Below are 25,851 nucleotides of genomic sequence, written 5' to 3' on the forward strand. Positions count from 1 at the left end.
GAAATTAGAAAAAAGTTTGCAGAGTGTAGCTGGAGCTAATCATTTAAAAATATCATAATTTCGTTACTAAAAATTTAAAATGCATAAGAGGTTTTTTGTAACTAGAAGATTTACAGAAAATATACAAGCTAAACTTGTGAATCACAAAAGCTAAGTTTAAAAAATTAGAGGTGAAAAAAATGAGTCTGGGATTAGCTCATAAAGGGTATGAATATCAAGACTTGTTATCTGGATTATTTATTATTGAAAATGTATTGAACGATGTTGATGCAGTTGTAAAAATTGATAAGAAGGAAAGTGAAAATGATAAATTTGACGATTTTACATTAGTATCTTTAAATAATATTTCAAAAAAGCAAATAAAGTACAGTGATGACAAGATAATTGGTAAAGCGGATTTCTCTACTGCAAATTACGATCTGGCTTTAGATACTTTATTTAAATCTTGGCAAGAATCTAATCGTTTAGGTAAAACGGAATTTAGAATCTGTTTAGCCTGGGAATATATAGAGAGCGACGAAGAGCTTGATTTTTTATATGAAGTAGAATGTGATAATTTTTATAAAGATGAAAAGGTGAAGTTTTTAAAATTTAATGTTGATCTGATTTGGGAACGAGATCAGCAACCTAAATCAACATGGAGAAGATTAAGAAGTAAGAGCGAAAATATAAATAGGGATGAGTTTGTCTTATTTTTAGAGGATGTAATAGTAGAGGTGAACTTACCAAAGGCAAGTAATGATATTGCAAATCCGGATGCTTTGGAGAAAATAGTATTTTCAAAGTTAAGACAATTTGGAGTTGGCAAGTATCCTAATCATCACAAAAAAATTGAAGACGTTTTGCTTAATCTCACGCACATTGTTAAGAATGCAAGATCGACCGGAGAGGAAATAAGGCTTAACAATATAGTTTATAAGTTAGGCTTGAAAAATAATTATGGAAACATAAATCAAAAATTTTATATTGATGAAGAATTGAATGTAGTTGATGAATATAAATTTGAAAACTTTAATAATATTATATATTCAAATAAGAAAACTATAATTTTAGGAGAGCCTGGGTCTGGTAAATCATGGTTCATTCAAAATTACATTAAGTATTTGAATAGTAAGAAGATAAAAGTAATTCAACACTATTGTTATACTGGAATGGATGACGTATTTGAAAAAGAAAGAATTACAATTGATATTTTTTTAGCGAATTTAGTGAATGATATTCTAATATCATTCCCTGAATTAATTGAACTAAAGAAAACAAAATATGGTGTTGATGTGGAGGAGCTACAAAACTTATTTGATAGCATATCAGAAGATACAGTGTTGATTATTGATGGTCTTGATCACATAGGAAGAATATATAACTTTCATAAAGCAATTATGAAAAAAATTGAAACAGAAATAATACAAGTTTTATCTAATTTTGTTTTTACAGAAAAGTTGCATGTAGTTTTAGCTTCCCAACCTGCAACAGATGTCATTGAACTCACTAAGCAAGGATATGAGACTTATAATATTGTTCCTTGGAATATACATGACGTTCAAAAATTTTTGATAAAGAATAATATGACTGATAGCTCTTTAAATAAAGAGATAACCTTATCCCAAATACTGTTGGACAAGAGTAAAGGTAACCCATTATATCTGAAGTATCTAATGCAAGAACTCGAACGGAAAAAATTGTCTTATATATCCCTAGAATTTCTCCAAAAATTCCCTCAATATGACAACAATTTAACGAGTTATTATGAATATTTATTGTCTTTAGTACCTAATTCTCAGAAAGTTCCTCAAGTATTAGCAGGTGCCCCTTTTCACCTGACTAAAAAAGAACTGGTTGAGATTACTCATTTAGGTGATTATGTTGAGGAAAGTATTGATCTAATTCAAAGTATACTTAAACAAAACAAGTGTAATAGCGGTTATACAATTTATCACGAAAGTTTTCGAAGATATATTATTGAGACGCTTGAAAAGAAAAACGTCAATGTTCAACGACTTATCTATGACGAATTAATAGAATGGTTAATACGTAACGGCTTTTATAATGTTAGAAAATCATACCTATATCTGTTTACACTTCTTTTTGAATCTATGAGATACGATGAAATTCTCAAATATTGCAATAAGGAATTTGTAGTAGACAGTTTGTTTTATGGAAATAATATTGAATCTATAAAAAAGAATTTTGAAATATTGATTAAAGCTGCTTGCAGTAAACATGACTATGAAGAATTGATAAAATGCACTGAATTAAGCAATATGATTTATAGTTTAGAGTATTCATTTGATGAAAACTCAGAATTATACTACGAAGTATTAGGGTTAGTAAATGGTTTTCCTAGATTAAAAAATATATTGCTATACGAAGACCAAATGGCACTTAATTTAAGTCAAGGATTAAAAGTCTGTTACTTATGTTCGAAAAATAATAATATTCCAGATTGGGAACCCTATATTAAGGAATTGAGAAATCAAAAAGATAGAGGATACGATAGTGATTTAAATGAAAAAGAATTATATAGATACTTTATTTGTGCTTGCTTAGATTTGGGCTGGGACATGGAAGAAAGATTGTCAAAGATAAGAAAATCCTCTTTAGAAGAACAACGCCACATAGTTATTGAGGAATACAATAGACGAAACGAAATCGATAAACTGATTGATATTATTAAGTCAATGTCTAAAAATGAGAATTGGAATAAAAGTCTTGCGTTTTTTTTTCATGAAGATTATGAAGTTGATTTAAGTAATATTACTCAAATCTTCGATACATTAAGGAACGTTGACTCGTATTCTGAAGAGAGTATTTCGGCGGTATCTTTTTATGTGAAACACATAAAAAGAATAAATCAATTACATGCTAAAGAATTAAGCTTATTTTTAGAAGAAATAAAAAATAGAAACTGGTTTTTCAATTGGTTTATATATATAGCTGAAATGGATAGGGCTCTTAACGAACTTGAAAATGTTGAATTTGAAAAAAATATTATAAATGCATTCAAATGGTTGACCTATGATACTGAGCCTTTTAAAGGAACGCCAAGAACTTGTGATTTATATAAATACGAAGAAATTATTTATAAGTCAATTAAAGAACCTATTATTTTTATTAAGACAGAAAAAACTTGGAATGAAGTTTTAAATATTTTGAAAATAATGTCTGCAGAAACAACTACTTTTTTACAGGGTTCAGCTGGTGGTCCACTACCAACATATAAATTATTAAACATAGTAACTAGTATTGCTAATCAAGATAATTTTGAAATAATTACAACAATGATAAATGAAATAATTAATGAAGAAGATAAGTATAGATTTTATTCTTATCTGGCAGATTATAGTTTTAAAAATGCAGCAATACTAGCTAAGGCAGGACATCTAGGCTCATCAAAAGAAGCATTTAAAAAAGGCATTGTATATATGCTATCGTATTCTTTTCGAAAAGATCGTACCCTCAGTCATCTTCTTGACAGTGTTTCATCGACATATAGTCTTGATAAAGAGTTAGGTCTCAATAACATATTAAAACTTAAACCTTTAGCTGATGCTGTAGTACGTCATACTGATGGGAAAAGTACTAAAACTTATCAATTAGAGTGGTTTAAGCTATTAGTTGATTCTGATATTGAACTAGCTCTTACTTTTCTTAGAAAAGAACTTACACAGAATTTTAATTATTGGATATTAGAGGATTGTATGGAGTATTTATTGATTTCGAGCAATAGTACTTTATCTCCTAGAATTGAGAATGTTCTTTTCAAAACTTTTCCAAAGGTTATTACAGAAAATTTTATTTCTGCATATTTAACAAATATTGAGTGTTTGTTAGAGGAGAATTCAGAAAGTATAGCTGAAAGATCTTTCAAAGAACTAATGAGTCGATTTGATTCATATGATCAAACAGAGTATGTAAGTGAAGGTTTAGTTAACCGATTAAATAGCTTCTGCAAGCGATTTGAAGTTCATTGGAATAAAAAAATCAGTGTAAAAAAACAAAAAACATTTTATCCTTCTGTGGACACCTTAAGAAAAGAAATTGTCAGACGAAGCTTTACTGAGTTTTCATTTGCGGAATTAATTGAATATATCAAAGAATACGGAATCAGCAGAGAAGACTCTCTTAGCGTCTATTATTACTTGTCCCAAAAGTTAGATGGAGAACTTGATGACGAAAAAAGAGCATTCCTTAGTGGCTTGGTCTATATTTGTTTTAACAGGACGTCTACAGACTCTACTTGTAATCAATTGATTGAAATTGTGGATAATTTAAGTTTAGATTATGAAAAAATGGCTCTACTTTATATGCTAATGTTCTTGCGTCATAATGATGGTTGGTACAGAAGGTTTACACAAACAAAGTTTTTCAATAAAGCTCATAAATATGATTCAAATGAAGCTGAAAAAACGTTCTTTGAATTTATTTATCATAATTTTTTTGAAGTCGACTATTCTTTGGCTGTTGGAGGAGAGATCATAAATGGTTTGAGTACGATCAATTATGATTCTAATTTAGTTTTTAAGCATTGGAATAATCTCTATGAGATTATTAACTTTAGATTATCAGGTCAACTGGAATACGATTGGAAAGAAGTGAAGCGAGAAAAAGAAGAGTTCGATGTACACGAAAAAATGTTTTTGCTTCTGCTTTCAAGATTAAAGTACGGTGAAGCTAATAGATTTAAGTCAATAACAAGTGAACTTGATGATTTACTTAAGGATAAAATGTTAAGATTTAAATTTGTAAAACCATTTACTCAATTCGTATTTGAAAAAGATAAATACACTGATTACGCACTATGCTTATTGTTGGTAGTTGTACAAAAACGCTATGAATTTAAGGAGATTGTTGAATTTAAGCTAGAGAGTATTTTTGAAGAGATTTATCCAACTCAAAATCCAACTATAAATTTCTTGATTCGTTCTATCATTCAAATGAAACACCAAGAGACATATTGTGAATATGAAATCGATACACTAATTATTGATGAGAGAACGTCTTACTTTCTTGACTTAGTTGAAAAAAATGATAAGAGAATTTCTTTTTTTGGCGAATGTGGAATAAATGTTGGTAAGGTGATCGAAGCATACGTTAATGAAATACAAGATGAGAAATTCGTAGATGAAAAGAGAGAGATCTTATATAATCGCGTTTATAATGTTCTTATACCAAACGTCTATTTTTATGATGTATTAACTAAATACTTAGGGATTGAGGTAGAGAAATATTTAAGAGCATTGGCTGGAACACCTTTCTATGAGCCTTATGAGATTAGCCTGTATAGCGCTATATTAGACAATATTCCAATGTTGATTTCACAGCATACTTCGCTTGGTCCAAGACCTGATGATTTACTGCTTCCTCAGTTTGTAGAGGAAGGATATGAAGAAGTCGAAATGAATGATTGGGTAAGAGTTGGATATATTGAGAAATGGTATAATAAAATGAATAAATTCAAAAGTGATCCTGTAAGCAATATTGATACTATCACGATTGTATCAGGTGTCGGTTTTGATGGAGAAACTTATATAGTTCCGTTCATGAAGCTCGACGAATACGAATATTTTGAAGAGACTGAGTACAATAATATCAATCTATTACAGTATCATGATTTTAAAACGTTCCTCACAACCAATTTTTCTTTAGTTGATGACCCGTACCTTAATTACGACACAAAACAATTGTTGGGTGTGATACCTGAAATTCTTCAATATTTAAGTGTTCGAATGATAGATAGTGGGCGTGGTATTATTGGTTGCACAAAGGAAGGCGAAGAGGTAATTAGATACTCTAGGTGGGAAAATTGTTATATAGATGATAGCGACTGTTTACCTTATTTAATTGGTAGTCAGTTATTAATGAAGAAAAAGACATTTGAAGAGTTATGCTATATTTCACCTGTAAAACCATTATGCTATACAACAAAAATTATATGAAATAAAATGGCCGCCTTTATACAATAAATAGCGGCCATTTTATGATTTGAATTACAGTGTAGCAAATAGTTTATTGAAGATTTTAGCTTAAAAAGAAATGAAACTTCACTTAACATCATATTCATGCTGCGGACATACGTCCTTGGTCCGGCATTCGCCGGACACCCGACATACGTCGGGTCGTGAATACAGGAACGTTAGATGAAATTTCTTGCAATTCAAAATCACGATTTGTTCTATACTTTTGGACATATATAAAAATAAAAGACACTATAACAAAATTATAATGTCTTTTATTAGCTTTTAAATTTTAGTTTTATTATTTATAGCTTTAGATTATCGGTTAATTTGTTTGGATAGGTATGGGTTTACGAGATTTATTTTTTATCTTTAGAATATATCCTAAGGAAAGAACTAAGTAACAAATACCTAACCCGCTATACAAACCAGGAAGTTTGAAATATTCAATCATCAGATAAATAATAACAAGTGATACGCTACAAATAAACGTAGAATAAACCAATACCCATTTCTCTAAGTCTATTGCTTGTAAAGTAGATCTTAAAATCATTTGTACGCCGTTAATTGTACTTGATAAAAGCGCCACAGGTAACATTTGATGTACAATAAGTATAATGCTTTCTTTATCAGTAATCATTCTAGCAATCGGTAACGAGAACACAATCATTACTAGAGCAAGAGGAGCTAATAGCCCTAAAAGAAAAGTACAAGATAAACGGGTATAATCGGTCCCTTTTTTGTCCTTGCCATATGATTGAGCAGAAAGTGTCATACACACACCTGAAAGAGCATACATAGGAATCATAAAAAGTTCTGTTAAGGTTGAAATGACTGTATATCCAGCTAAGGAATGAACATCCAGTCTTGTTATGAAAGCCATTATAGCGATAGCGAAAAATGTGTATTCAATTAAATCTTGAAGTGCAAGAGGTATGTACAATCGAAACAAACGATACAAAACCTCTTTTTTTAGAATAAAAGAATAATTGAATATTTTGTATTTATTGAAGAAAAACATACTTAAAACTAAACTGACTGTGTAACCGACGACAGAACCAATAGCAGCTCCTTTTGCTCCTAATTTGGGGAAGCCAAACTCCCCATAAACGAGTATGTAATCTACACACACATTAACTATGCTAGCAGCAGTCAAACTATAAACTAAGATATGAGATTTTTTGATATTTTTAAAATAAGCAGAAAAACTGAATAAAATTAAATTTATACCAATTGTTAAGCCTGCTATATTTAGATACTCTTTAACGACAGTTAATGTCTCAGGGTTCAATCCATAGATAATTTGCATTATATTTTTTCCATAGCTTAAAATAAAAATTTCACATAGAATTCCTATTATTACAGAAATACTTATTGTGACATTAAATGATTCTCCAAATTTTTCAATGTTATTTTTCCCAAAATACTGACCTCCAATAATATTAAAAGCACTACATAACATTCCTATAGTACCGGTGATTAAAAAGATAAAAGAGGAAGCTACACCAACTGCTGCAAAATCTTCAACTTTTAAGCGACCTACAATAGCTTGATCAGTAATTTGGAAAATGATTTGAAAAAATTGGGTTGCCATGAGCGGAAGCGCCATACTAGTGATTAAGTTTAAATTATTTTTATTTTTGATAGAGATCTTTCTAAACATTTATAATATCCCGAATTTCTTTGTTTGTTATAGTAATATATTTGTGTAAATCAATTAAAAAATCTTTTATATCTTGATCAATGGTATTTTTATCCACTTTATAAAGATTAGATATTTCTTCTACAATGGAAAAAAAACTTAAACCCTTTTCCAAGTCGGTTATAACTTTCACTGCTATATGATCAGCACTAAATATACTACCATTTACTGCAATGGTTCCTTCTCCGTTCTCCTCCATTCTTAAAATAAAATGAGTACCTAAAGAAGTTATTTTTCTTTTCATGACTTCACCCCCATAGGACATCTAGTATCAGAGAATTCGATGTCTTTATTTAATGCAAAGGCACAAGCTCTACATCCACCTCCACATTTATGTAAAATGCTACATGAAGCACAAGGTCCCTTTATATCGGAGAGACGGTTTTTTCGAAATGCATTGAAAGTTTTGGATCCATTCCATATTTCTTCTAATTCTTGTTCCAATAAATTCCCTGCACTTAGTTCTGTTTCAGAAATCATTAAGCTACATCCATAAACATTTCCAAAACCATCAATAGCAATACTATCTTTTCCTGCCGTGCAAAAGTACTCGTCTTCTCCAAAATTAGTTGAAGCATCGGAACGAATCCAAACATTTATATCTTCTTCTCGTTGGTTCAGAAGAAGAGGAGCATATAGTTCCCACGGACAGTTACTTTCTCCCGTTGAAACTATGTTAACGCTAGGAGTGAAATTGTTGTTCTTTTTCATGTCAGTGATTTTCAACAAAATATTTGTCCAATCTTCAAATGGTAAATACACATCGTTCATACTTTCCGAAGCTCCGCCTACAGAAGCTAAAAGCATGATTGCCACATTATTTATTCCTAATTTTCCAATAAATTCAATTGTTTCGATTAAATGATCTGCATTTAATTTGGATAAAGTTATAATGCCATCGACACTTACATTCGCTTCATGAAGCATTCTTACTCCACTTAATGTTTTCTGAAAGGCACCATTCTGTCCTCTACAAAGATCATGTATTTTTTCGTTGGGTCCATCAATGCTTATGCAAACTTTACTAACATTAGTTTTAGCTATTTCTTTAGCAATTTTCGAAGTGATTAATGTGGCATTAGTATTCACATAGTATTCAAAATCGTATTTATCTGCTAACTTCATTATGTCAATAAAATCTGAACGTAAAAAAGGTTCTCCTCCTTCTAAGCTCACTCTAAGTACACCCAGCTCGTCTAGTTGACTAAGTATACGATCAATTTCTTTCAAATTCAAGTATTTAACATGTGAGTGGTATTCTGGTGCAGAAGCTGAACAAAAATCACATTTCAGATTACATCGCGAAGTTACAGAAAAGTCCGCATAGTAAGGTCTCCGGCTGTATTTCAAAACCATTATGAATTTCTCCTTTGTTATAAAATAGGGAAAGCCAATGTTTTTTATGCATTGGCTCTTTTGGAAAGACTGGATTGTCAAGCAGTTTTAGGCAGAGGGTTAGATCCACCAGCATGATTTTTCCCCCAAAGAATAATAGGCTTAACTGTTGGTTTTTTGTATTTTACCATTTTAATACACCTCCTTTGAATTTATTGTAGATTGGGTAAAAAAAAAGAATGTGAATTTTATCTCTTTTTATATATTTTTTTATTTATGGAATGCCGATGAATACTCAGCAAAGTAATACAAACATCATCTAAACCAGCTAATCAAAGTCAAGTCTTTCATAAGACAATCGTTGAGTCTTCCAAATGAAACAGACTGAAATAAACCTACCTTAGAGGGTAGATAAAAAATGGATTCTATATCCAATTTCATCGTTTAATTAGCTTGAAAGGCCGATCCGGAGTTCCACATGCCGAAAATAATGCGTAAAAGCTTATGCGAAGTGGCTACAATCGCGACTTTTGCTGGTTTGCCTTCGCTGCGTTTTTGCTGATAAAATTGAAAAAGAGTCGAATTTCTCGGACCGTGGATCTGCTTGGAAATGCCGGCTACGGTCGCTTGATAAAGCGCTGTTCGCAGGTACGAAGAGCCCCGTTTCGATATTCGATTCTTCTTGGATTTGAAGGTTCCCGATTCGTGAACAGCTGAGTCTAGCCCTGCAAAAGCTGTTAGCTGCTTCACGGAAGGGAACCTTTTTATGTCTCCAATTTCAGCAACGAGCATGGCTGCTGTCAAGGGTCCTACCCCTGGAATGGTACGAAGCAGCGCGTAAGTTTCAATCGATTCCGCGAGGGATTGCATCGATCGTAAAAGGTCATCCATGCAATCCTGATACGTTTGAAGAAGGTGGATATATGACCTGAGAACTGCCTTTTGAGCCTCGATGCCATGAAGATCTGGCAGGCTGTGTCTGGCTATTTCAAGCAGCTGCTTCCGCTTGGTTTCGTTCCAAGCTCGACCTCGACGATTGCTCAACAGGAGGTTCAACACCTCTTCTGGATCTGCAGCGAGAAGCTCGACAGGAGTCGAAAACCGAGATCATAATTCCAAAGAAGTTCGGTTGCAGACCTTTTGAAAAGCTTGATCGTAACCCGGAAAAAGGAGATCCAAAACGGCGCGAAAATGAAGCTGCGTTTGGCCGTATAAGGCTGTCCAATGCTGATATTGCCGGCAGATCACACGGAGCTGCTGGACGGTCTCGTCCAACGGTACGTGAGGCTGAGGATCTTGCAAGTAAAAAACGTGGGCAATCCGCATCGCATCGATAGGATCGGTTTTCACCTTGCGTACTGCCTTTTGCTTCAGTTGGTGGGTTAATAACGGATTGAGAAGCACGACCGAATATCCGTGAGCAGCAAAGAAGGAAGCCAGAGGTTTCGAATAGTTCCCCGTGGCTTTAAGAACGACTTTAGGCTCTTGACCGGAAACAGATTTCAGCTCCTCTAGAACAGCTAGAACCCTTTGAAGATCTTCTTGGGAATGATGAAATGTAAACGGTTTATACAGACAATTGTGGTAGGAAAGAAAAGCAGCCGCCACGCTTTTACCTTTGGCGACGTCAATGCTGAGAACAGGTTGATTCATGAGGACCTCCTTCATGTTCACTGGGGCCAGCACTTTCGTTCTCCACAGGTTGGCACGGTGATGCGGGCTCTGGGCCCAACCAGCTGAATCGGGGTATGAACAAAAGGCGAGGGCCGATAACACTTTACAAGACGGGATCGGTGTCCCAACAAAATATGTGTTATTCTGCCCAGTGTTTTCTCCAGTATAAAGAAAAAATTCATCCTCGAACGAGTCGGGGATGAACTGAGAATACCAACATAATATTCACGCTGCGGACATTCGTCCTTGGCCCGGCGTTCGCCAGACACCCAGCATACGCTAGGTCGTGAATACAGGAACGTTATCAGAACAGACTTGCAATAAAAAGCAAAAACCATACATAACTCAGATAAAGTCGAAGGAAGAAGCGATTCGGTGGGCGATGAAAATGCCGGACCCACACGGGCACGAGGAAGGTCGGATCGAGCTGCGGCAGGTAATCGAATAGGGAAGGAAGCCGGACATTTTCTGGTTTGACTTCAGTGATCGGAGCCGAACTGCTTCACAAGCAAAGCGAAGCCGTAAGGTTGTCCCGGAATGTCTGGAGCTTTGACGCCGAATGTATCGAGGACGATGATGATGATGCGGTCGTGCTTGGAGAATTCGCGGCGTTGACGGGAAAAGAAGCCCAGGTTGCGCAGATCAAGAGTTCGATCGACGGGGACGTTTGATAATCGGAGAAAAGGATCCTCGCTATGTGACTTGATTTAGCGACAGACAGAATATAACGTTGGTATATGCAGATCAAGAAGCGAACGCGGGGAGCAGTACTCGAGCAAACGGACTGCCGTATGCGAAAATAAGGAAGCGCTTCATTAATCGGAACTTGGGAGGACCTATCATGCGTTACCAAAATTGGGCCGGTAACTTTACGTACGGCGCGACCGAAATGATTAATCCGGAAAGCGTGGAGCATCTGCAGCGGTTGGTCAAAGAGCATCGGAAAATAAAAGTTTCGGGCAGCGGCCATACTTTTAATTCGATCACGGATACGGACGGAATATTCGTTTCGCTGCGGCATTGGAACCGGATGTTGGAATTAAACGAAGAACGCGGCACGGTAACGGTCGAAGGAGGGATCACGTACGGGGAACTGTGCGTGGAGCTCAGCCGGACCGATTATGCTCTTCATAACTTGGCATCGCTGCCCCATATCACGGTTGCCGGCGCCGCAGCCACGGCGACGCATGGCTCGGGCAGCCGAAACGGAAGCTTGGCGGCAGCGGTGGAAGCCGTTGAACTCGTCGACGCGAACGGAGAGCTGCATACGTTCAGCCGCGGCGACGCGGAGTTTGCCGGCGTCGTCGTGAACCTCGGCGCGCTTGGCATCGTGACGAAGCTGACGCTGAAAGTCGTGCCGGCTTATTCCGTCAGACAGTTCGTCTATGAGAATCTGCCTCTGTCGCAGCTTGAAGCCAACGCGGCCGGCATCTTCGCGGGTGCTTACAGCGTAAGCTTGTTCACGGATTGGCAGCAGCCGAGATTTCATCAGGTATGGACGAAATGCCGGGAAGAAGACGGCGCAAGCTATGCCGGACATGCGGATTATTACGGGGCGCGGCCCGCGGCGGCTCCCTTGCATCCGCTGCCGAACATGCAGGCGGAAAACTGCACGGAGCAGCTCGGCAGGCCCGGTATGTGGCATGAGCGGCTCGCGCATTTCCGCATGGAGTTTACGCCGAGCGCCGGCAAGGAGCTGCAGAGCGAATACTTGATGTCGCGGGAACACGTGTACCAAGCGGCGCTTGCCGTTCATCGGCTGCGGGAGCATCTTGCACCGATCTTGTTCGTCGGCGAAGTGCGGACGATCGATGCGGACGATTTATGGTTGAGTCCTTTTCGCGATCAGCCTTCGGTGGCGTTCCACTTCACATGGCGGGACGACTGGCAGGCGGTCGAGCGCGTGCTTCCGCTGCTGGAAGAAGCGTTGGCGCCGTTTAACGCACGCCCGCATTGGGGCAAGCTGTTTACGGTACCGGCCGACGCTCTGCGGGGACAATTCGACAAGCTGCCGGAGTTTCGGAAGCTGATCGATAAGTACGACCCTGACGGAAAATTCAGCAATGAATTTTTGGATACGTATATTCGCCCAGCCCGGAAATGACGAAGAAATAACGCTTTATCCAAACAACCGCCTTTCGAATACATTCGGCAGGTGGTTGTTTGGCGTTCATCTTTCGCAAAAAGTCAGTGAGCTAACGGGCGGAAGCGGCGTTCATAGGGTATGGGATTCGATCGGCGGAGAGGACACGGAGCAGAGATTGGCCTGTTTTTCGAAAATACGGCAACGGGAGAGACTTTGATATGGACTGTTTAGGATGCCGCATAGCCAACCGGATCGAGCCCGGTTTGAATATTTTTTACGAAAACGAGTACGTCACCTGCGTGCTGGACATCGATCCGTTTAACGAAGGACATACGTTGATCCTTCCGAAGAAGCATTTCGTGGACGTGGATGAGATCGAGCAGGAGACTTCGCACGCGATTATGGATGCCGCGAAGATCATCGCAAAAGCGCTGAAGGAAGTATATCAGCCGGACGGGATAAGGATTTGCCAAGACGGAGGCCTATTCAACGACCTGACGCATTACCATATGCATCTCATTCCCAGATACGAAGGCGATCATTTTCCTTGGGGCGAGCCGATGAAGCCGCACGATGCGCGAATAAGGCTGAGCGAAACAAAAGAGAGTCTATTGAAAGTCATGGAAGAACGGCTTTAAAGCGCGTGTCCGTATCCTTACGCCCGACAAGCGAACAAGCCCGGTTTATTAGGAACGACGAAAATGATAAAATTTGATTTTGCCTCTAATACTTACGAAGACAAGGAGAACGCAATGAAATTTGCATGCCCCTGCTGCGGGTATCGTACATTAACCGAAGAACCGCCGGGTTCGTACGATATTTGCGGCATTTGTTTTTGGGAAGACGACGCCGGTCAGTTTTACGATCCGGATAACCCGGGCGGAGCCAACAAGGTGTCTCTGCGGGAAGCGCAGGAAAATTTCGCGAAGTTCGGCGCCTGCGAAGAACAGAGCATTCCGCATGTCAGAAAGCCCCGTCCGTCGGATGTGTACGAAGGCCCGCTCGACGTCTCGAAGGTCTGCAGGATGCCGATCGAAGAATTGATCCGCCTGTTCGCGGCGACGGGAACTCCGCTGACCGCGGTGCTGGATCTGTACAAAGGCCTTATCCGAGTCGAGGGATCGAACTTCCGGTTCAACTCCGCCCAATTGCGGGATTACCTGAGCGAGGAAGAGTCCTGGGAATACACGATGCTGATGAACCGGGATAATCCCAACGTCCGTTTCGGAGACAAGCGGGTATACGAATTGTCCCCGTCGGAAGCCGAGGAGAATATCCGGCGGATCAGGGACCGTTTTGTTCAGGCCGTCCAAGAAAAGCATCGGCTTTAAGCCGGGTAATGTGTACTAATTTAAGGGATCGCAATCGAACGGATCAAGGAAGATCACGATACGGAAAGGAGCGGGGAACATGCCTTTACCTATGGTTCATCTGGGAGTCGCGGCCCGTTATTTCGAGGGAAGCCGCGTTCCGGATGCTTTTGTGCTGGGAAGCATCGCGCCCGACTCCATACATATGAGAAAAGACGCCGGTCGGGAAGATAAAGCTCGCACGCATTTCGGCGGCAAAGAGACGAGCCCGGAAATTCTGAAGCGGCATTATGCGGAATTCATCAGCCGAAGCGCCGATCTCGATCGGAAATGGTATATCAAAGGGTATTTTGCCCATGTGCTGACCGATTATTTGTGGGGACGAAGCGTCTATGCGGAGTTCAAGAAACGGATGGAAGAGGAGTTTGCAGCGCCTGAACGGATCAAACCGCAGTATTATCTCGACACGGACAGGATCGATTTTCTGCTGTATGAGACGGCGGAGTGGAGGGAGCGGCTCTGGCAGGGCCTTCTGCGCGCTCCCGCTTATGAGGTGAGTCCTCTGCTGAATGCGCAGGAAGTGAACGATTGGCGTCTGCGTACGATTCGTTGGTTTGAACAGCCGACGAACAAGCCGGAGATCGGACCGCGATACATCACGCCGGAAGTCGTCGAGACTTTTATGCTGGAAGCCGGAGACGCAATCCGCGGCATGATCGATGAATGGGAGCAGTAGAAAAAGATAAGAGGAGACAGAAGGATCATGGGAACAGTCAAAAAAGTTTTTTATTTTATAGCCGTATTTCTTGTTGTATTTATTGTTGCTCAGGTTATTGTCAAAGTAGTCATTACCTCGGCGATTTCGGATGACTACTTGAAAAGTCTGATCACCCTTTTGTTATCGGTGGGCATTGCCCTTTTTGCGGCGATCAAGATTACCGGAAGAAGCGCTCGTAAGAAATTGTAATCTCAAGGGTGCGGAAGGCTCAAGACCGAAGGAGATAAGAAAAGACATCCGCCGACAGTTTGAAGGCTTATTTCAATAATCTGCGAGGTGATCGGATGGACAAGATTTTAGCGATATTGATTTTGGGAATGGGTTTAACCGGTGCCCTTTTAATGATCTTAGTGACTCAGTGGTTTAACTCCCCGGTAGGGAACGTATTGAAAATCATGACGGCTGTTTCAGCACTCCTTTTTATCGGATTTGCTGTCTCGGTTCGGATCGTTCGTCGGCGGTTTGATGCCGAGAACGGCAGATAATCGGTTTATACGTCATGAAGCGCTTTTGGGTATGTATGATTGGGAGGCGTACAGGCCGATCGAGCGCTAGCGCCGCCAAGCGATTCTCCCTACAGCCTATCCAAAAGGAGTGTACATCGATGAAAGCCATCACTGTCGAACGACAAGAAACGACCAACGGTCTGATCCTGACTGAACTTCCGACTCCCGTACCGGCAGAAGGCGAACTGTTGATCAAAGTCCATGCCGCAGCGGTCAATCGGACCGATATCGTGACCCGCGAAGGAAAATCCGGCTATGCTTCGAATCCGATTCTGGGCGTAGAGATATCAGGCGTGGTTGAGCAGGCGAACGGCCGATCGGAATTTGCGCCCGGAGACCGTGTGATGGGCCTGGTGAACGGCGGAGGCTATGCGGAATATGCGGTGATGCCGGCGGAGCGTGCGATGCGGATTCCGGATGCGTATTCCTTCGAACAAGCAGCGGCCGTACCCGAGGTGTTCCTGACGGCGTATCAGACGCTGTATTGGATCGGGCGTCTGCAGCGTAACGAGTCGGTCCTGATCCATGCCGGGGCGAGCGGTGTGGGAACGGCGGCGATCCAATTGGCCAAAAAGCTCAGCGGAGCGAAAGTTATCGTCACCGCCGGATCGCAGGAGAAACTCGATTTCTGCGGCGAACTGGGAGCGGATGTGCTAATCAATTATAAAGAACAGTCTTTTGAGCAGGAAGTGCTGAAAGCGACAGACGGTCAGGGCGTCGATCTGATTCTGGATTTCGTCGGCGCGGATTATTGGGACAAGAACCTGGCGAGTATCAAAAAGGAAGGCCGCTGGGTGCTGATCGGCATACTGGGCGGTATCCAGGTCGAGCAGGTGAATCTGTTTGCGCTCATGTCCAAATGCGTACAGCTCACCGGGACGCTGCTCACGCCGAGAAGCGATGAGTACAAGGCGCGTTTAACGGCCGACTTTGTCAAAGACGTCTTCCCGCATATCGAGCAAGGCGAGATCAAGCCGATCATCGATACCGTCTTCCCTCTGGAACAGGCGCTGGAAGCCCAGCGGCATATGGAAGCGAACCGGAACATCGGGAAGATCGTTTTGAGAACATAGGCATGTCGAAGAGCCGCGCGGTTGCGCGGCTCTTCTTCGCGTTTAAGTGACATTGACGAAGAGAGGAAAAGGGCTTTGAGCCTTAAGGGAATTCGACCCGCTTATTTTGTTATTCCGCTGCTATTGAGTCGGGGGCGATTGTCCGATATCTTTTTCCCACCCCGTATTCATTCCCAGACCTACTTGAATCGCCTGAACTTCTGCCGCATCAATATCCAGAATTTCCGGTTTAGAAGAGCCGCAGCCAAATAAAAAAACAAAAAAAGCACAGCCTAACCATAACTTTAACTTCATTTCTGCCGCCTCACTTTATAGAGAGTATATATGAGCTTATTATTAAAAAACATAAATCCAATCGGCGAGGGTGGTCCAGTTGAAGCAAGGGCTCATTGTGCTGCTGAACGGAACTTCAAGTTCGGGAAAGACCAGCATTTCCAGCGAACTGATCCGTCAGAAGGAAATTCTTTTTCACCATTTATCGGTTGATGACTTTTTTAATAACTATAATGATTTCATTAACCGGAAGCTTCCCGATGAACTCCCGAGGGAAATCGATCATCAAGCTGTCTCGCAAATCGTGGATGACTCCATCGTCTCCGTGTACTACTCGACCGTTAAATTGTTTTCGGAAATGGGTTTGAATGTGATTGTGGATACCGTTATCGATAATGACAAGCGGTTTAGCGAGTTCATGGATGCATGTTCCGGTCAGCCCCTGCTGTATGTAGGCGTCCTATGCTCCAGAGAAGAACTCGTAAGAAGGGAACAAGCAAGGGGAGACCGGCATATCGGACTGGCGACTTCTCAGTTCGACAACGTCTATCGGTTTAACGAATATGACCTTGAAGTGAATACGGAGCAGTTGAATCCCGCAGAATGCGCCGAGAAGATTTTGAATGCGATTAAGTCCGATATACATGACGACATAAGAAGGGGATCGATATGAAAGCCGTTATTGTGGAACAGTTTGGCTCGCCGGAGAACATGAAGTATAAGCGGATTACCTGGAAGGTGTGAGATGCAGAGGCGTTGACGGCACTGAACCCAAGCTGAAGAAAGAGGGCGAGCCGATGATCGATATTTCCCGCTTGGCACCGCAAGAACCGATTAAGATTATTATAGGGGCTTCATCGCAGCGCTATACAGGATGGATACAAACGCAGCAGGAACAATTAAACTTACTCGAAGCGAAAGATTGGGAACAAAGCTTCAAAGATCGAAAAATCGACGCTATACTTTCCGAGCATGTTTGGGAGCATTTGACTTATGAAGAGGGCGTGCAGGCCGCTCGAAATTGCTTCGCTCATTTGAATACGGGAGGATATGTTCGCTGCGCGGTTCCCGACGGTTATTTTCCGAATGAAGAATATCAGAACCTCGTGAAAGTCGGCGGGCCAGGTTCGCCGGATCATCCTGCGGCAGGCCATCAGATCGTACATAATTACCGAACCCTAACGAAGATGTTCGAGGAAGCCGGCTTCGAAGCGGAGTTGTTGGAGTACTGCGACGAGGCAGGGAAGTTTCATTTTAAAGACTGGGATCCAGAGAAGGGGTTCATCTATAGGTCCGAAAGGTTTGACCACCGGAACCGGAACGGGCATTTGGGATTCGTATCGTTAATCGTAGACGCGAAAAAGGGGTAACGACATGGAGTCATCGAACGAATTCAAGATCATTTCCAAGCATCGCATGATCCATCATTACGCGCAAAAAGACATAAACGGAAAAGCGTTAAAAGAGCAGATTCGCCGAGAGACCGGCGGCTGCTGAACGCGGGAGGAAGAGGCCTTCCGGCCTCGCCGACGAATGTTCGGTCTGCTTTTTCAGATGCTTATCGAAAAAGTCGAGCATGCAGCCGTTAATGACGGCATTCGCTCTGCGAGGCGCGATCTTCCCCGTCACGCCCAGCATGCGGAAGACCGGCGAGATAAACTGGACGTCGGTAAAGTTCAGGTGTTCCGTATCTTCGATATGGAGCACCTGTCCGCCTTCCTCGACCGCTTCGCGCATGCGTTTCAGTTCCAGCTTTTTGTCTTCCGCCACCTGATCTTCCCATTCTCGGGTCGAACCCATGCGCTTCAGCTCGTCGTCCGTGTAGACCCGGTTATCCGCCACCCGCTGCAGCCGCTGGAATTCGCTTTCCGAGTGGATGAACAAAAAAGGCTTGCGCAGGCGCTCGCGGTCGCGCAGCCGATACAGTCCGCCGTCCAGATCGATGCCGGCCGCGATTCGCGGATCGTAAGCCGCGTCGTACGCCGTCGCTCCGCCGATGGAATGACCGAACGTGCCGACATGACCGAGATCGATTTTTCCTTTTAACGAACTCGGAATCCGCCCCGATTGAATGCGTTCGAACTGGTCCAACACAAACGTTACATCGTCGGTCAATATGCCGCCCAGCTTATCGCGGTTCTCGCGTTCCGTGCGGTAATCGTGCTCGGGCGAAAACAAGCCGCTGCTGGCGTTGCGCGTGATTCGTCCGTCCGGGAACTCCGTGGCGAACGTATTGTACGTATGGTCGATCACAGCGACGATATAGCCGTGGCTCGCGAGATCTTCGGCCTGCGACGTATGCATAAATCTGGAGGAGCCGAATCCGGGATTCGCCAGGATCAGCGGATAGGCGTCCTGCGCCGAAGAGACGATCGCTCCCGAATGGGCATGACCGGATATGTACTTCAGATGCTGAAAAGTAAATCCGGGAAGGCCGTAATCCGCAGCCATATCGGGCAAAATCCGGGTGTCGGGAATAAAGCGCAACGGCCTGCCCGATTCGCCTTCGGCCGGGTACCAGACCTGAACCATCAGTTCTCTCGGGCTGCCTGCGGTCCGGTCGAACGTCTCTTCCCGAGCTTGATCCGCGAGGTGAAAGGTCTGCGTTCCGACCCGGAATCCGCCTGTCGGCTCGGGCAGCTTGAAGACGGGAAACGCGTACAGAAGACCCGCCGTGGCGGTCATCAGGACGGCCGCGGCGGCATAAGCCGAACCCGTCAGGAAGCGCGGCATTTTTTTGGCTTCCGTTTTCTTGAACAACCGATAGCCCGATACGGCTCCGAAAAGAATCGTGACGCAGTAGGGGAACAGCAGCTGCACCCGGAAGCCTTCCAGCGTCCCATGCAGCACCAGGAAAAGTCCGGCGGCTGCGCCTGCGGCGGACGGGGGGATGAAGCGGCGTCCTTTTCGGGCCGGGACGATCGAGGCCAGCAGCAGGACGGTCGATACACAAAGCAGCAGTTCAAACGGTCTCATCCGAATTCTCCTTTTCAAAAAGATGCGGTTTGCGCTTGCTTAGAGCTTATTCGGTCAGACCGGTCTCCGCCATCGATTTGCCTTACACCTTCCTTACAAGGCTGTAATGTCCGGGCGCGAAAATGCGGAACAGCAGCGTTGACCATGCTTCTGCCTACGGTTCGCCTGGGAGACGCGATTCGCAAGACGATCGATAAATGGGGTAAGAACAATAATGAAGGAGGGGCTTAATATGCACGAATACGAAATCGACGAGTCTGTCACTCTGGCGCTGCTGGACCTTGAAGACGCGGACGAATGGCGAAAAGAAAAGGAGAGTGCGATATGAAAGCGATCATTGTCGAACGGCAGGGCAGCGTTAACGGACTCCGGCTGACGGATCTTCCCGCTCCTGAACCCGCTGCGGGCGAGCTGCTGGTCAAAGTCCATACCGCGGCGGTCAATCGGACGGATATCGTGACCCGCGAAGGTCAATCCGGCTACGCGGTCAATCCGATCCTCGGCGTGGAGATCGCGGGCGTGGTCGAGCGAGCGGAAGCGGGAACGGGCTTTGCGCCGGGCGACCGCGTCATGGGCCTCGTAAACGGCGGCGGCTATGCGGAATACGCGGTAATGCCGGCAGACCGCGCGATGCGGATTCCGTCCGGGTACTCGTTTGAACAGGCGGCGGCCGTACCGGAAGTGTTCTTGACGGCTTACCAGACGCTCTACGAGATCGGTCGGCTGCGGCCGAGCGAATCCGTGCTGATCCATGCCGGCGCCAGCGGCGTAGGTACGGCGGCGATCCAGCTGGCCAAGACGCTCAGCGGGGCGAAAGTAATCGTGACGGCCGGCTCCGGGAAAAAGCTCGATTTTTGCGGGAGCTTGGGCGCGGACGTGCTGATCAACTACAAGGAGCAGTCTTTCGAAGAAGAGGTGCTCCGCGCCACGGACGGACAGGGCGTCGATCTGATTCTGGATTTCGTCGGAGCGGATTACTGGGACAAGAACCTGGCCAGCATCAAAAAGGAAGGGCGCTGGGTGCTGATCGGTATTCTGGGCGGCGCGCAGGTGGAACGGGTGAATCTGTTCGCGCTGATGTCCAAATGCGTCCAGCTGACCGGCACGCTGCTTACGCCGCGCAGCGACGAGTATAAAGCGCGGCTTACGGCCGACTTTATCCGGGATGTCATGCCGCATATGGAAGCGGGCGAGATCAAGCCCATCGTCGATACGGTCTTTCCGCTGGCGGAAGCGATGGAAGCCCAGCGGCATATGGAAGCGAACCGGAATATCGGGAAGATCGTTTTGAGCATAGAGGAGTGAGGATCGGATTACGCAGCGCAATCATGCTGAACGGATAATGATGCCGGGTAAGCTTTAGCGCCGGATCGGTGTTAGCAGGCCGGAGTATCCAGACCGTGGGTTTCATCATGAGGCTCGCTGTTTTTCGTTCATCGTTTTCGATACTCATCCATTCTTGCGGAGGTGGCTTTTTCATGAATAACCTGTTCGAAGAACGGTACGCCAAAGAAATAGTATCCCGGATCGACAATTTGCGTCCCGATTCGCAGCGTAAATGGGGTGAAATGAACGCCGCGCAGATGCTGGCTCACTGTTCCGGATTTCAAGATTTGGCGATGGGCAGGGGGGCGGCTTCACGAAGTCTGCTGGGGATCTTCGTCGGAAGGTTCGCCAAGCCGGTGTTCTACAACGATAAGCCGCTGCCGCATAACATGTCGACGATTCCGGAGATCCGGATCACGGGAGAGAAAGATTTCGATAACGAAAAGGAACGGCTGATCGACAAAATCAAAACATTTCAGCAAAGCGGCCCGGAAGCCTGTACCCAGCGTCCTCATCCTTTTTTCGGAAAGCTGTCTGCCGAGGAATGGGGGAAAGGTGTATATAAACATCTGGATCATCATTTGCGGCAGTTCGGCGTGTAGCAAACAAGGCTCGGCCTATATGTTCATTTCAAGAGGAGGCTGTCCATGCGCGGAAAGTCTTTCAAAGTCATCCGGCGCGCCGATACGGATTCGATCGGGGACTTGCCGTCTCGTGGTCGTTTGGCGCAGGCGGCGGTATCCGTCCTGATGCTGGTCTTCCGTCTCGTGGTCGCCTTATTTTGAAAAAGCTGAGGGATGGACCGGAGATGAACCGAACCTTAAAAAACCAAGGAGAACAAACTCGATGATCACACTTCGCAAAATCACGCTGGAGAACCGGCGCGGCCATTTTAACCCGGAAGTCGCGGAAGACGGGTACTGTCTACTGAGGCTGAGTACGGCGGCCAAAAAGCTGTACGAACGCTTCGGATTCCGGGAGAACGGCGAAGTCTGCCACGGCGAATCCGTTACGGTGGTGACGCTGTGAGGGGCGCCGGATTCGGCGGAAAACCGTGCGCCCGCCCGTCCATAGCCGCCGCCCGCCGCCACACGGTGGCGCTTCTGGAAGAGGGCACCGCCGTCGCGGCGGGGGATAATCGGTACGGGCAGTGCGACGTCGGGGATTGGCGCAGCCTGGTCGCCGTGGCCGCCGGCAGCGTCCACTTGGCGTCCAACACCGGGAGTTCGCATACGGTGGGGCTGCGGGCGGACGGAACCGCCGTCGCGGCAGGCTGGAACGCGCACGGACAGTGCGAAGTCGGCGATTGGCGGAACTTGACGGCCGTCGCCGCGGGCTGGCGCTTTACCGTCGGAGTGCGGGAGGACGGGACGGCGGTCGCGACCGGAAGGAACGGCGAAGGCCAAGGCGAAGTCGGCGGCTGGAGGGAGATCGTCGCGGTCGCGGCGGGAGATTGGCATACGGTCGGCCTCCGGGCGGACGGGACGCTCCTGGCGGCGGGCAGCAGCCGTATGGGACAAGGAAACGTCGGCGGCTGGCGCGGCATCGTAGGCGTCTCGGCCGGTTATTTGCATACGGTCGGGCTGAGAGCGGAAGGCGGCGTCTCGGCGGCCGGATCGAACAAGCACGGCCAATGCGAAGTCGGCGGCTGGGAGGAGATGATCGCCGTCTCGGCGGGCAGTTACCATACGGTGGGCTTGAAATCGGACGGGACGGCGGCTGCCGCGGGCTCCGACGCCCACGGTCAGTGCGCCGTGAGCGGCTGGAGGGATCTTGTCGCGGTCGCTGCGGGCTGCGCGCACACGATCGGCCTGAAGTCGGACGGCACGCTGGTCGCGGTAGGCCGGAACGAGTACGGGCAGTGCGAAGTCGGCGGCTGGAGCGGGATTCGGCTGCCGAACGGCAGAAAGCCTTGAACGGGGCTTTTTTGCGTTTCGGCCTGTTCTGTTCGGAATGCTATAATGAATGGAAAAAAGCGGAGGATGACCCCCTATGGAACGAATCCCGAACGCCTCGCAGACCGAATCGTTGGAAGCTCTGAGGTCTGCCGTGCGCAAATCGGAAACGGCGCTCGCGGCGATGTCCCGCAAAGGCGCCGGCTTGACCCTGGTCGATAAAAGGCTGCGCGCGCTGCGGATCGGACTGGCCGCGCTGGAAGAAGACTGGCAGGGGACCCCGTATGCTTACGGACGGGAAGAGCTGGCGGACGCCCGGCAAACTTTATCCGGCTTGATCCCGTCCGTACAAGAGAGCTTCGAAAAAGCGAAAGCGGGCAGTCCGCAGAAGACGCTGCTTCGCCGAAGAATCGAAGCCTTGAACGCGGCGGTCCGGAAGCTGGACGAACGGACGTAAAGGAGGCGCACAGAATGAAACTGGCCATATTGACCGACATTCACGGCAACGCTCCCGCGCTGCGTGCCGTGCTCTCGGATATCGACCGGCGCGGCGGTACCGACCGGATCTGCTGCCTGGGCGACATGATCGGCATCGGTCCCGATTCCGACGAAGTGCTCGAAGCGATCATGAACCGGGGAGACGCGTCGGCGATTTCCGGCAATCACGAAGAGGCGGTACTGCATCTGCTGGACGGACAAGGAGCGCTGCCGGGACACGAGGCGGTCGCGGAGCATCACGCATGGATCGGCAGCCGTCTGACGCCGCGCAGCGTCGAGTTTATTCGGAGCCTTCCGCAGACGCTGGAGATCGAAGCGGAAGGGCTCCGTCTGCTTATGACGCATTATCATAGGAGCGGCGGAGAACTCGACCCCATCGACGAGGCGCCTTCGGGAACCAAGCTGGATCGTACCTATGCGAATTCGCCTTACGATCTGGTCTGCTTCGGCCATCATCACCCGATTCACCATTTTCAAACGGAGCGTCGCACTTACGTAAATCCCGGCGCTCTGGGCTGCGGCGACCGGGCCGCTGCCCGGTATGCGATAGCAGAGCTGCAAAACGGAACGATCCGCGTGCATCTGCTCGGCGTCGCTTACGACAACCGGGACTTTCTGGAATCGTTCGAACGGCTGCAGGTTCCGGATCGGGACTTTATTTTGCGCGTTTTTCACGGGAACCAGCTTAACACATAAGGGGGAACGGTTATGAAACTTGTCATCGTCTTCGGTCCTCAGGCCGTAGGCAAAATGACGGTCGGCCAGCATCTGGCGGAGCAGACCGGATTGAAACTGTTCCACAATCATATGTCGATCGATTTCGTCTCCCAATTTTTCGATTACGGCACGCCTTCCGGCAAGCGGCTGGTGAGCCTGATCCGGCAGGAGATCTTCGAGGAAGTGTCGCGCAGCGACTTGAAAGGCCTGATCTTCACGTTCGTCTGGGGCTTCGACCTGCAGAGCGATTGGGATTATATCGAAGCCGTGTCGAAGCTGTTCGAGTCCAGGGGAGGCACGGTCTGTCTGGTCGAGTTGGAAGCGGACATCGAAGAGCGGAAGAAGCGCAACGTCACGGAAAACCGGCTGCTGCACAAACCGAGCAAGCGGGACGTGAAATGGTCGGAAGGCGAACTGGTCGCGACCTACGAGAAGCACCGTTTGAATTCCCGCCCCGGCGAGATTCAGAAGCCCAATTACATACGCATCAACAACGAAAATATGGAGCCGGAGCAGGTCGCGGACCTGATCCGGGAGCGCTTCGGACTATAGAGGCCGCCGGAAGAACGAATCCGGGATTCGGCTGCCGAATGCTATGAAAATACATCCGTAAAAGGGGGGACGCCGCATGATTACGATCCGATTCGCCGAGCAGGGCGACATTCCGCGGATTCAGGCGGTCGCCCGCGACGCCTGGACATCCGCGTACCGGGGCATTTATCCCGAGACGATCGAAGGACAACCCAAAATCCAGGTGAAGATGGAACGGGAAATTTCGGCGGCTGACGAAGGATGATGACGATGCAAAAAATTCGCAGAAAGCGGACGATCGAAGGCACAACGATGCCGGGAATCATCCATAACGGCGGACAGTATTTTATGATCGATTTGAATATTTACGAAGACGGCATGGCCGACTGCTGGGAGCTGGTCGACCTGGACGGTCTGAGGGGCAAGCTGGAGTCGGGCTGGTTAACGCCGACGATTCCCGCGGGCAGACCGCTGTCGATTCACGGCCTGGGCAGTTATGTCGTGGAATCGGCCCGCTGGCTGCACGATACCGGCACGTATTACGAAGCGGTTCTCGATCGGCTCAAGCGGCTGAATCCGGAAATGAGCAATCTGTATACCGTCACCGAAACGCAGAAAAAGCTGGCCGAATCCAGACGCGTTCAATTTATCGAAGAAGCCGTTCCTTTTTACGTGCGGAGCGAAACGTTTTACGAGACGGCCGAAGGCCGAAGCATTTTCCTGTTCATGCGGCGGGAAGGGCGCAGCGATCTGATCCGTCTGACGGTCTACGAGGACGGCACGGCGGAGATCTGCGACGCCGACCGCGAACAAGCGTATTCGTCGATGGCGGAGGTCGAAGCGCTGTTCGCGGACGGGACGCTGTTTACCGAGTTCGACCGGCCCGTCGACGTCACGATCGCGGGACTCGGCGAACTGCGGCTGTCCGCGGTTCTGAACGCGGCTCCGGTCGGGGAAAAACGGAAAGAAGCGGCCGACCTGCTCGGCAAACTGCAAGGCGGAAAAACGACGCTGGAGCTGTGCCGGGACGCCTATCACCGCTACCTCGAAGAGCCGTCCGAGCGGCGCAGAGCTTTTTTGAAAGAGCGGTACGAGGACGTTCCCGAGCATCAGCGCCTGTACCTGGGCGACATGGATACGAGGGACGAAGATTACCGAAGAATTCTGTATACGCCGGAAGATACGCGCGAAGTGTGACGGTGCAGCCGGGAGCCGTT

General features: G+C 46.2%; 27 protein-coding genes and 2 pseudogenes. 22 read left to right on the forward strand and 7 right to left on the reverse strand.

Annotated features, from left to right (window positions below; genetic code table 11):
* Positions 1 to 179 precede the first annotated feature (179 nt).
* A complete protein-coding gene (locus GYN08_RS16530; RefSeq protein ID WP_166276294.1) occupies positions 180 to 5,936 on the forward strand; it encodes a P-loop domain-containing protein in 5,757 nt (1,918 codons plus the stop codon).
* 343 nt (positions 5,937 to 6,279) lie between these two features.
* Here GYN08_RS16530 and GYN08_RS16535 read toward each other — a convergent pair whose 3' ends face one another.
* The 5 genes from GYN08_RS16535 to GYN08_RS23795 form a co-directional block, all read right to left on the reverse strand.
* A complete protein-coding gene (locus tag GYN08_RS16535; RefSeq protein ID WP_166276297.1) occupies positions 6,280 to 7,617 on the reverse strand; it encodes an MATE family efflux transporter in 1,338 nt (445 codons plus the stop codon).
* A complete protein-coding gene (locus GYN08_RS16540) occupies positions 7,610 to 7,900 on the reverse strand; it encodes a PqqD family peptide modification chaperone (RefSeq protein ID WP_166276300.1) in 291 nt (96 codons plus the stop codon). Before GYN08_RS16540 ends, GYN08_RS16535 begins: the two co-directional genes overlap by 8 nt.
* The gene (locus tag GYN08_RS16545; RefSeq protein WP_166276303.1) at positions 7,897 to 9,012 is read right to left on the reverse strand and encodes a radical SAM/SPASM domain-containing protein; all 1,116 of its coding nucleotides are present in this window, start codon (positions 9,010 to 9,012) and stop codon (positions 7,897 to 7,899) included. Before GYN08_RS16545 ends, GYN08_RS16540 begins: the two co-directional genes overlap by 4 nt.
* A gap of 423 nt (positions 9,013 to 9,435) precedes the next feature.
* Positions 9,436 to 10,050: an IS110 family RNA-guided transposase gene (locus GYN08_RS23790; protein ID WP_328802968.1), complete on the reverse strand. Its 615-nt coding sequence runs from the start codon at positions 10,048 to 10,050 to the stop codon at positions 9,436 to 9,438.
* Positions 10,051 to 10,098: 48 nt separating this feature from the next.
* Positions 10,099 to 10,644, reverse strand: coding sequence for an IS110 family transposase (locus tag GYN08_RS23795; RefSeq protein WP_235946351.1), 546 nt, complete (start codon positions 10,642 to 10,644; stop codon positions 10,099 to 10,101).
* Positions 10,645 to 11,017: 373 nt separating this feature from the next.
* On the opposite strand from GYN08_RS23795, the pseudogene GYN08_RS23800 reads away from it, so the two are divergent.
* The 9 genes and pseudogenes from GYN08_RS23800 to GYN08_RS16595 form a co-directional block, all read left to right on the forward strand.
* Positions 11,018 to 11,113 (forward strand): annotated as a pseudogene (locus tag GYN08_RS23800) (YciI family protein); the annotation flags it as partial.
* 25 nt (positions 11,114 to 11,138) lie between these two features.
* A complete protein-coding gene (locus GYN08_RS16560; protein ID WP_166276306.1) occupies positions 11,139 to 11,336 on the forward strand; it encodes a hypothetical protein in 198 nt (65 codons plus the stop codon).
* Positions 11,337 to 11,506: 170 nt separating this feature from the next.
* Positions 11,507 to 12,769 carry an FAD-binding protein gene (locus GYN08_RS16565; RefSeq protein ID WP_166276309.1) on the forward strand — a complete coding sequence of 421 codons (1,263 nt, stop codon included), beginning with the start codon at positions 11,507 to 11,509 and terminating at the stop codon, positions 12,767 to 12,769.
* 200 nt (positions 12,770 to 12,969) lie between these two features.
* The gene (locus tag GYN08_RS16570) at positions 12,970 to 13,389 is read left to right on the forward strand and encodes an HIT family protein (RefSeq protein ID WP_166276312.1); all 420 of its coding nucleotides are present in this window, start codon (positions 12,970 to 12,972) and stop codon (positions 13,387 to 13,389) included.
* A gap of 114 nt (positions 13,390 to 13,503) precedes the next feature.
* A pseudogene (locus GYN08_RS23805) lies at positions 13,504 to 13,740 on the forward strand (CPCC family cysteine-rich protein); the annotation flags it as partial.
* Positions 13,741 to 14,161: 421 nt separating this feature from the next.
* The gene (locus GYN08_RS16580; RefSeq protein ID WP_166276318.1) at positions 14,162 to 14,797 is read left to right on the forward strand and encodes a zinc dependent phospholipase C family protein; all 636 of its coding nucleotides are present in this window, start codon (positions 14,162 to 14,164) and stop codon (positions 14,795 to 14,797) included.
* A 27-nt stretch (positions 14,798 to 14,824) separates the two neighbouring features.
* Positions 14,825 to 15,028 carry a hypothetical protein gene (locus GYN08_RS16585; RefSeq protein ID WP_166276321.1) on the forward strand — a complete coding sequence of 68 codons (204 nt, stop codon included), beginning with the start codon at positions 14,825 to 14,827 and terminating at the stop codon, positions 15,026 to 15,028.
* A 95-nt stretch (positions 15,029 to 15,123) separates the two neighbouring features.
* Entirely contained in the window at positions 15,124 to 15,324 is a 201-nt protein-coding gene (locus tag GYN08_RS16590) for a hypothetical protein (protein WP_166276324.1), read from the forward strand.
* 119 nt (positions 15,325 to 15,443) lie between these two features.
* Positions 15,444 to 16,418: an NAD(P)H-quinone oxidoreductase gene (locus tag GYN08_RS16595; protein ID WP_166276327.1), complete on the forward strand. Its 975-nt coding sequence runs from the start codon at positions 15,444 to 15,446 to the stop codon at positions 16,416 to 16,418.
* Between the two features lie 120 nt (positions 16,419 to 16,538).
* Here GYN08_RS16595 and GYN08_RS16600 read toward each other — a convergent pair whose 3' ends face one another.
* Positions 16,539 to 16,712, reverse strand: a complete 174-nt coding sequence (locus tag GYN08_RS16600) for a hypothetical protein (RefSeq protein ID WP_166276330.1) — start codon at positions 16,710 to 16,712, stop codon at positions 16,539 to 16,541.
* A 79-nt stretch (positions 16,713 to 16,791) separates the two neighbouring features.
* On the opposite strand from GYN08_RS16600, the gene GYN08_RS16605 reads away from it, so the two are divergent.
* Positions 16,792 to 17,364, forward strand: a complete 573-nt coding sequence (locus GYN08_RS16605) for a phosphotransferase-like protein (protein ID WP_166276333.1) — start codon at positions 16,792 to 16,794, stop codon at positions 17,362 to 17,364.
* Between the two features lie 124 nt (positions 17,365 to 17,488).
* Positions 17,489 to 18,061: a class I SAM-dependent methyltransferase gene (locus tag GYN08_RS16610; protein WP_166276336.1), complete on the forward strand. Its 573-nt coding sequence runs from the start codon at positions 17,489 to 17,491 to the stop codon at positions 18,059 to 18,061.
* Positions 18,062 to 18,149: 88 nt separating this feature from the next.
* Here the strand turns inward: GYN08_RS16610 and GYN08_RS16615 are convergent, their stop codons facing one another.
* Positions 18,150 to 19,667 (reverse strand): alpha/beta hydrolase family protein, encoded by a 1,518-nt coding sequence (locus GYN08_RS16615; protein ID WP_166276339.1) that lies wholly within the window; start codon positions 19,665 to 19,667, stop codon positions 18,150 to 18,152.
* A gap of 324 nt (positions 19,668 to 19,991) precedes the next feature.
* Between GYN08_RS16615 and GYN08_RS16620 the strand changes: the two genes are divergently transcribed.
* The 10 genes from GYN08_RS16620 (at position 19,992) to GYN08_RS16665 (ending at position 25,831) form a co-directional block, all read left to right on the forward strand.
* Positions 19,992 to 20,972 carry an NAD(P)H-quinone oxidoreductase gene (locus GYN08_RS16620; protein WP_166276342.1) on the forward strand — a complete coding sequence of 327 codons (981 nt, stop codon included), beginning with the start codon at positions 19,992 to 19,994 and terminating at the stop codon, positions 20,970 to 20,972.
* A 173-nt stretch (positions 20,973 to 21,145) separates the two neighbouring features.
* Positions 21,146 to 21,595 carry a DUF1569 domain-containing protein gene (locus GYN08_RS16625; RefSeq protein WP_166276345.1) on the forward strand — a complete coding sequence of 150 codons (450 nt, stop codon included), beginning with the start codon at positions 21,146 to 21,148 and terminating at the stop codon, positions 21,593 to 21,595.
* Between the two features lie 45 nt (positions 21,596 to 21,640).
* Positions 21,641 to 21,778: a hypothetical protein gene (locus tag GYN08_RS16630; RefSeq protein ID WP_166276348.1), complete on the forward strand. Its 138-nt coding sequence runs from the start codon at positions 21,641 to 21,643 to the stop codon at positions 21,776 to 21,778.
* A 61-nt stretch (positions 21,779 to 21,839) separates the two neighbouring features.
* Positions 21,840 to 22,022, forward strand: coding sequence for a hypothetical protein (locus GYN08_RS16635; RefSeq protein WP_166276351.1), 183 nt, complete (start codon positions 21,840 to 21,842; stop codon positions 22,020 to 22,022).
* On the forward strand, positions 22,019 to 22,909 hold the full coding sequence (locus tag GYN08_RS16640) for an RCC1 domain-containing protein (protein ID WP_166276354.1): 891 nt from the start codon (positions 22,019 to 22,021) through the stop codon (positions 22,907 to 22,909). The genes GYN08_RS16635 and GYN08_RS16640 overlap by 4 nt, the downstream gene beginning before the upstream one ends.
* Positions 22,910 to 22,985: 76 nt before the next feature.
* Positions 22,986 to 23,345 carry a hypothetical protein gene (locus GYN08_RS16645; RefSeq protein WP_166276357.1) on the forward strand — a complete coding sequence of 120 codons (360 nt, stop codon included), beginning with the start codon at positions 22,986 to 22,988 and terminating at the stop codon, positions 23,343 to 23,345.
* Between the two features lie 14 nt (positions 23,346 to 23,359).
* Positions 23,360 to 24,082 carry a metallophosphoesterase family protein gene (locus GYN08_RS16650; protein ID WP_166276360.1) on the forward strand — a complete coding sequence of 241 codons (723 nt, stop codon included), beginning with the start codon at positions 23,360 to 23,362 and terminating at the stop codon, positions 24,080 to 24,082.
* Positions 24,083 to 24,094: 12 nt separating this feature from the next.
* The gene (locus tag GYN08_RS16655) at positions 24,095 to 24,655 is read left to right on the forward strand and encodes a P-loop NTPase family protein (RefSeq protein ID WP_166276363.1); all 561 of its coding nucleotides are present in this window, start codon (positions 24,095 to 24,097) and stop codon (positions 24,653 to 24,655) included.
* Positions 24,656 to 24,731: 76 nt separating this feature from the next.
* Complete coding sequence (locus tag GYN08_RS16660; RefSeq protein ID WP_166276366.1) at positions 24,732 to 24,899, forward strand: hypothetical protein; 168 nt, start codon at positions 24,732 to 24,734, stop codon at positions 24,897 to 24,899.
* Positions 24,896 to 25,831 carry a DUF7638 domain-containing protein gene (locus GYN08_RS16665; protein ID WP_235946352.1) on the forward strand — a complete coding sequence of 312 codons (936 nt, stop codon included), beginning with the start codon at positions 24,896 to 24,898 and terminating at the stop codon, positions 25,829 to 25,831. The genes GYN08_RS16660 and GYN08_RS16665 overlap by 4 nt, the downstream gene beginning before the upstream one ends.
* Positions 25,832 to 25,851 lie beyond the last annotated feature (20 nt).

The organism is Saccharibacillus alkalitolerans, assembly GCF_011090185.1.
Classification (GTDB): domain Bacteria; phylum Bacillota; class Bacilli; order Paenibacillales; family Paenibacillaceae; genus Saccharibacillus; species Saccharibacillus alkalitolerans.

What these genes read in the sequence shown, in the direction of transcription:
- GYN08_RS16620 (WP_166276342.1), top strand. Translation starts at nt 19,992, where the DNA reads ATGAAAGCGATCATTGTCGAACGGCAGGGCAGCGTTAACGGACTCCGG.
- GYN08_RS16615 (WP_166276339.1), bottom strand. Translation starts at nt 19,667, where the DNA reads ATGAGACCGTTTGAACTGCTGCTTTGTGTATCGACCGTCCTGCTGCTG.
- GYN08_RS16590 (WP_166276324.1), top strand. Translation starts at nt 15,124, where the DNA reads ATGGACAAGATTTTAGCGATATTGATTTTGGGAATGGGTTTAACCGGT.
- GYN08_RS16665 (WP_235946352.1), top strand. Translation starts at nt 24,896, where the DNA reads ATGATGACGATGCAAAAAATTCGCAGAAAGCGGACGATCGAAGGCACA.
- GYN08_RS23795 (WP_235946351.1), bottom strand. Translation starts at nt 10,644, where the DNA reads ATGAATCAACCTGTTCTCAGCATTGACGTCGCCAAAGGTAAAAGCGTG.
- GYN08_RS16545 (WP_166276303.1), bottom strand. Translation starts at nt 9,012, where the DNA reads ATGGTTTTGAAATACAGCCGGAGACCTTACTATGCGGACTTTTCTGTA.
- GYN08_RS16580 (WP_166276318.1), top strand. Translation starts at nt 14,162, where the DNA reads ATGCCTTTACCTATGGTTCATCTGGGAGTCGCGGCCCGTTATTTCGAG.
- GYN08_RS16535 (WP_166276297.1), bottom strand. Translation starts at nt 7,617, where the DNA reads ATGTTTAGAAAGATCTCTATCAAAAATAAAAATAATTTAAACTTAATC.
- GYN08_RS16565 (WP_166276309.1), top strand. Translation starts at nt 11,507, where the DNA reads ATGCGTTACCAAAATTGGGCCGGTAACTTTACGTACGGCGCGACCGAA.
- GYN08_RS16540 (WP_166276300.1), bottom strand. Translation starts at nt 7,900, where the DNA reads ATGAAAAGAAAAATAACTTCTTTAGGTACTCATTTTATTTTAAGAATG.
- GYN08_RS16585 (WP_166276321.1), top strand. Translation starts at nt 14,825, where the DNA reads ATGGGAACAGTCAAAAAAGTTTTTTATTTTATAGCCGTATTTCTTGTT.
- GYN08_RS16655 (WP_166276363.1), top strand. Translation starts at nt 24,095, where the DNA reads ATGAAACTTGTCATCGTCTTCGGTCCTCAGGCCGTAGGCAAAATGACG.
- GYN08_RS16660 (WP_166276366.1), top strand. Translation starts at nt 24,732, where the DNA reads ATGATTACGATCCGATTCGCCGAGCAGGGCGACATTCCGCGGATTCAG.
- GYN08_RS16645 (WP_166276357.1), top strand. Translation starts at nt 22,986, where the DNA reads ATGGAACGAATCCCGAACGCCTCGCAGACCGAATCGTTGGAAGCTCTG.
- GYN08_RS16635 (WP_166276351.1), top strand. Translation starts at nt 21,840, where the DNA reads ATGATCACACTTCGCAAAATCACGCTGGAGAACCGGCGCGGCCATTTT.
- GYN08_RS16630 (WP_166276348.1), top strand. Translation starts at nt 21,641, where the DNA reads ATGCGCGGAAAGTCTTTCAAAGTCATCCGGCGCGCCGATACGGATTCG.
- GYN08_RS16600 (WP_166276330.1), bottom strand. Translation starts at nt 16,712, where the DNA reads ATGAAGTTAAAGTTATGGTTAGGCTGTGCTTTTTTTGTTTTTTTATTT.
- GYN08_RS16530 (WP_166276294.1), top strand. Translation starts at nt 180, where the DNA reads ATGAGTCTGGGATTAGCTCATAAAGGGTATGAATATCAAGACTTGTTA.
- GYN08_RS16595 (WP_166276327.1), top strand. Translation starts at nt 15,444, where the DNA reads ATGAAAGCCATCACTGTCGAACGACAAGAAACGACCAACGGTCTGATC.
- GYN08_RS16610 (WP_166276336.1), top strand. Translation starts at nt 17,489, where the DNA reads ATGATCGATATTTCCCGCTTGGCACCGCAAGAACCGATTAAGATTATT.
- GYN08_RS16650 (WP_166276360.1), top strand. Translation starts at nt 23,360, where the DNA reads ATGAAACTGGCCATATTGACCGACATTCACGGCAACGCTCCCGCGCTG.
- GYN08_RS16570 (WP_166276312.1), top strand. Translation starts at nt 12,970, where the DNA reads ATGGACTGTTTAGGATGCCGCATAGCCAACCGGATCGAGCCCGGTTTG.
- GYN08_RS16625 (WP_166276345.1), top strand. Translation starts at nt 21,146, where the DNA reads ATGAATAACCTGTTCGAAGAACGGTACGCCAAAGAAATAGTATCCCGG.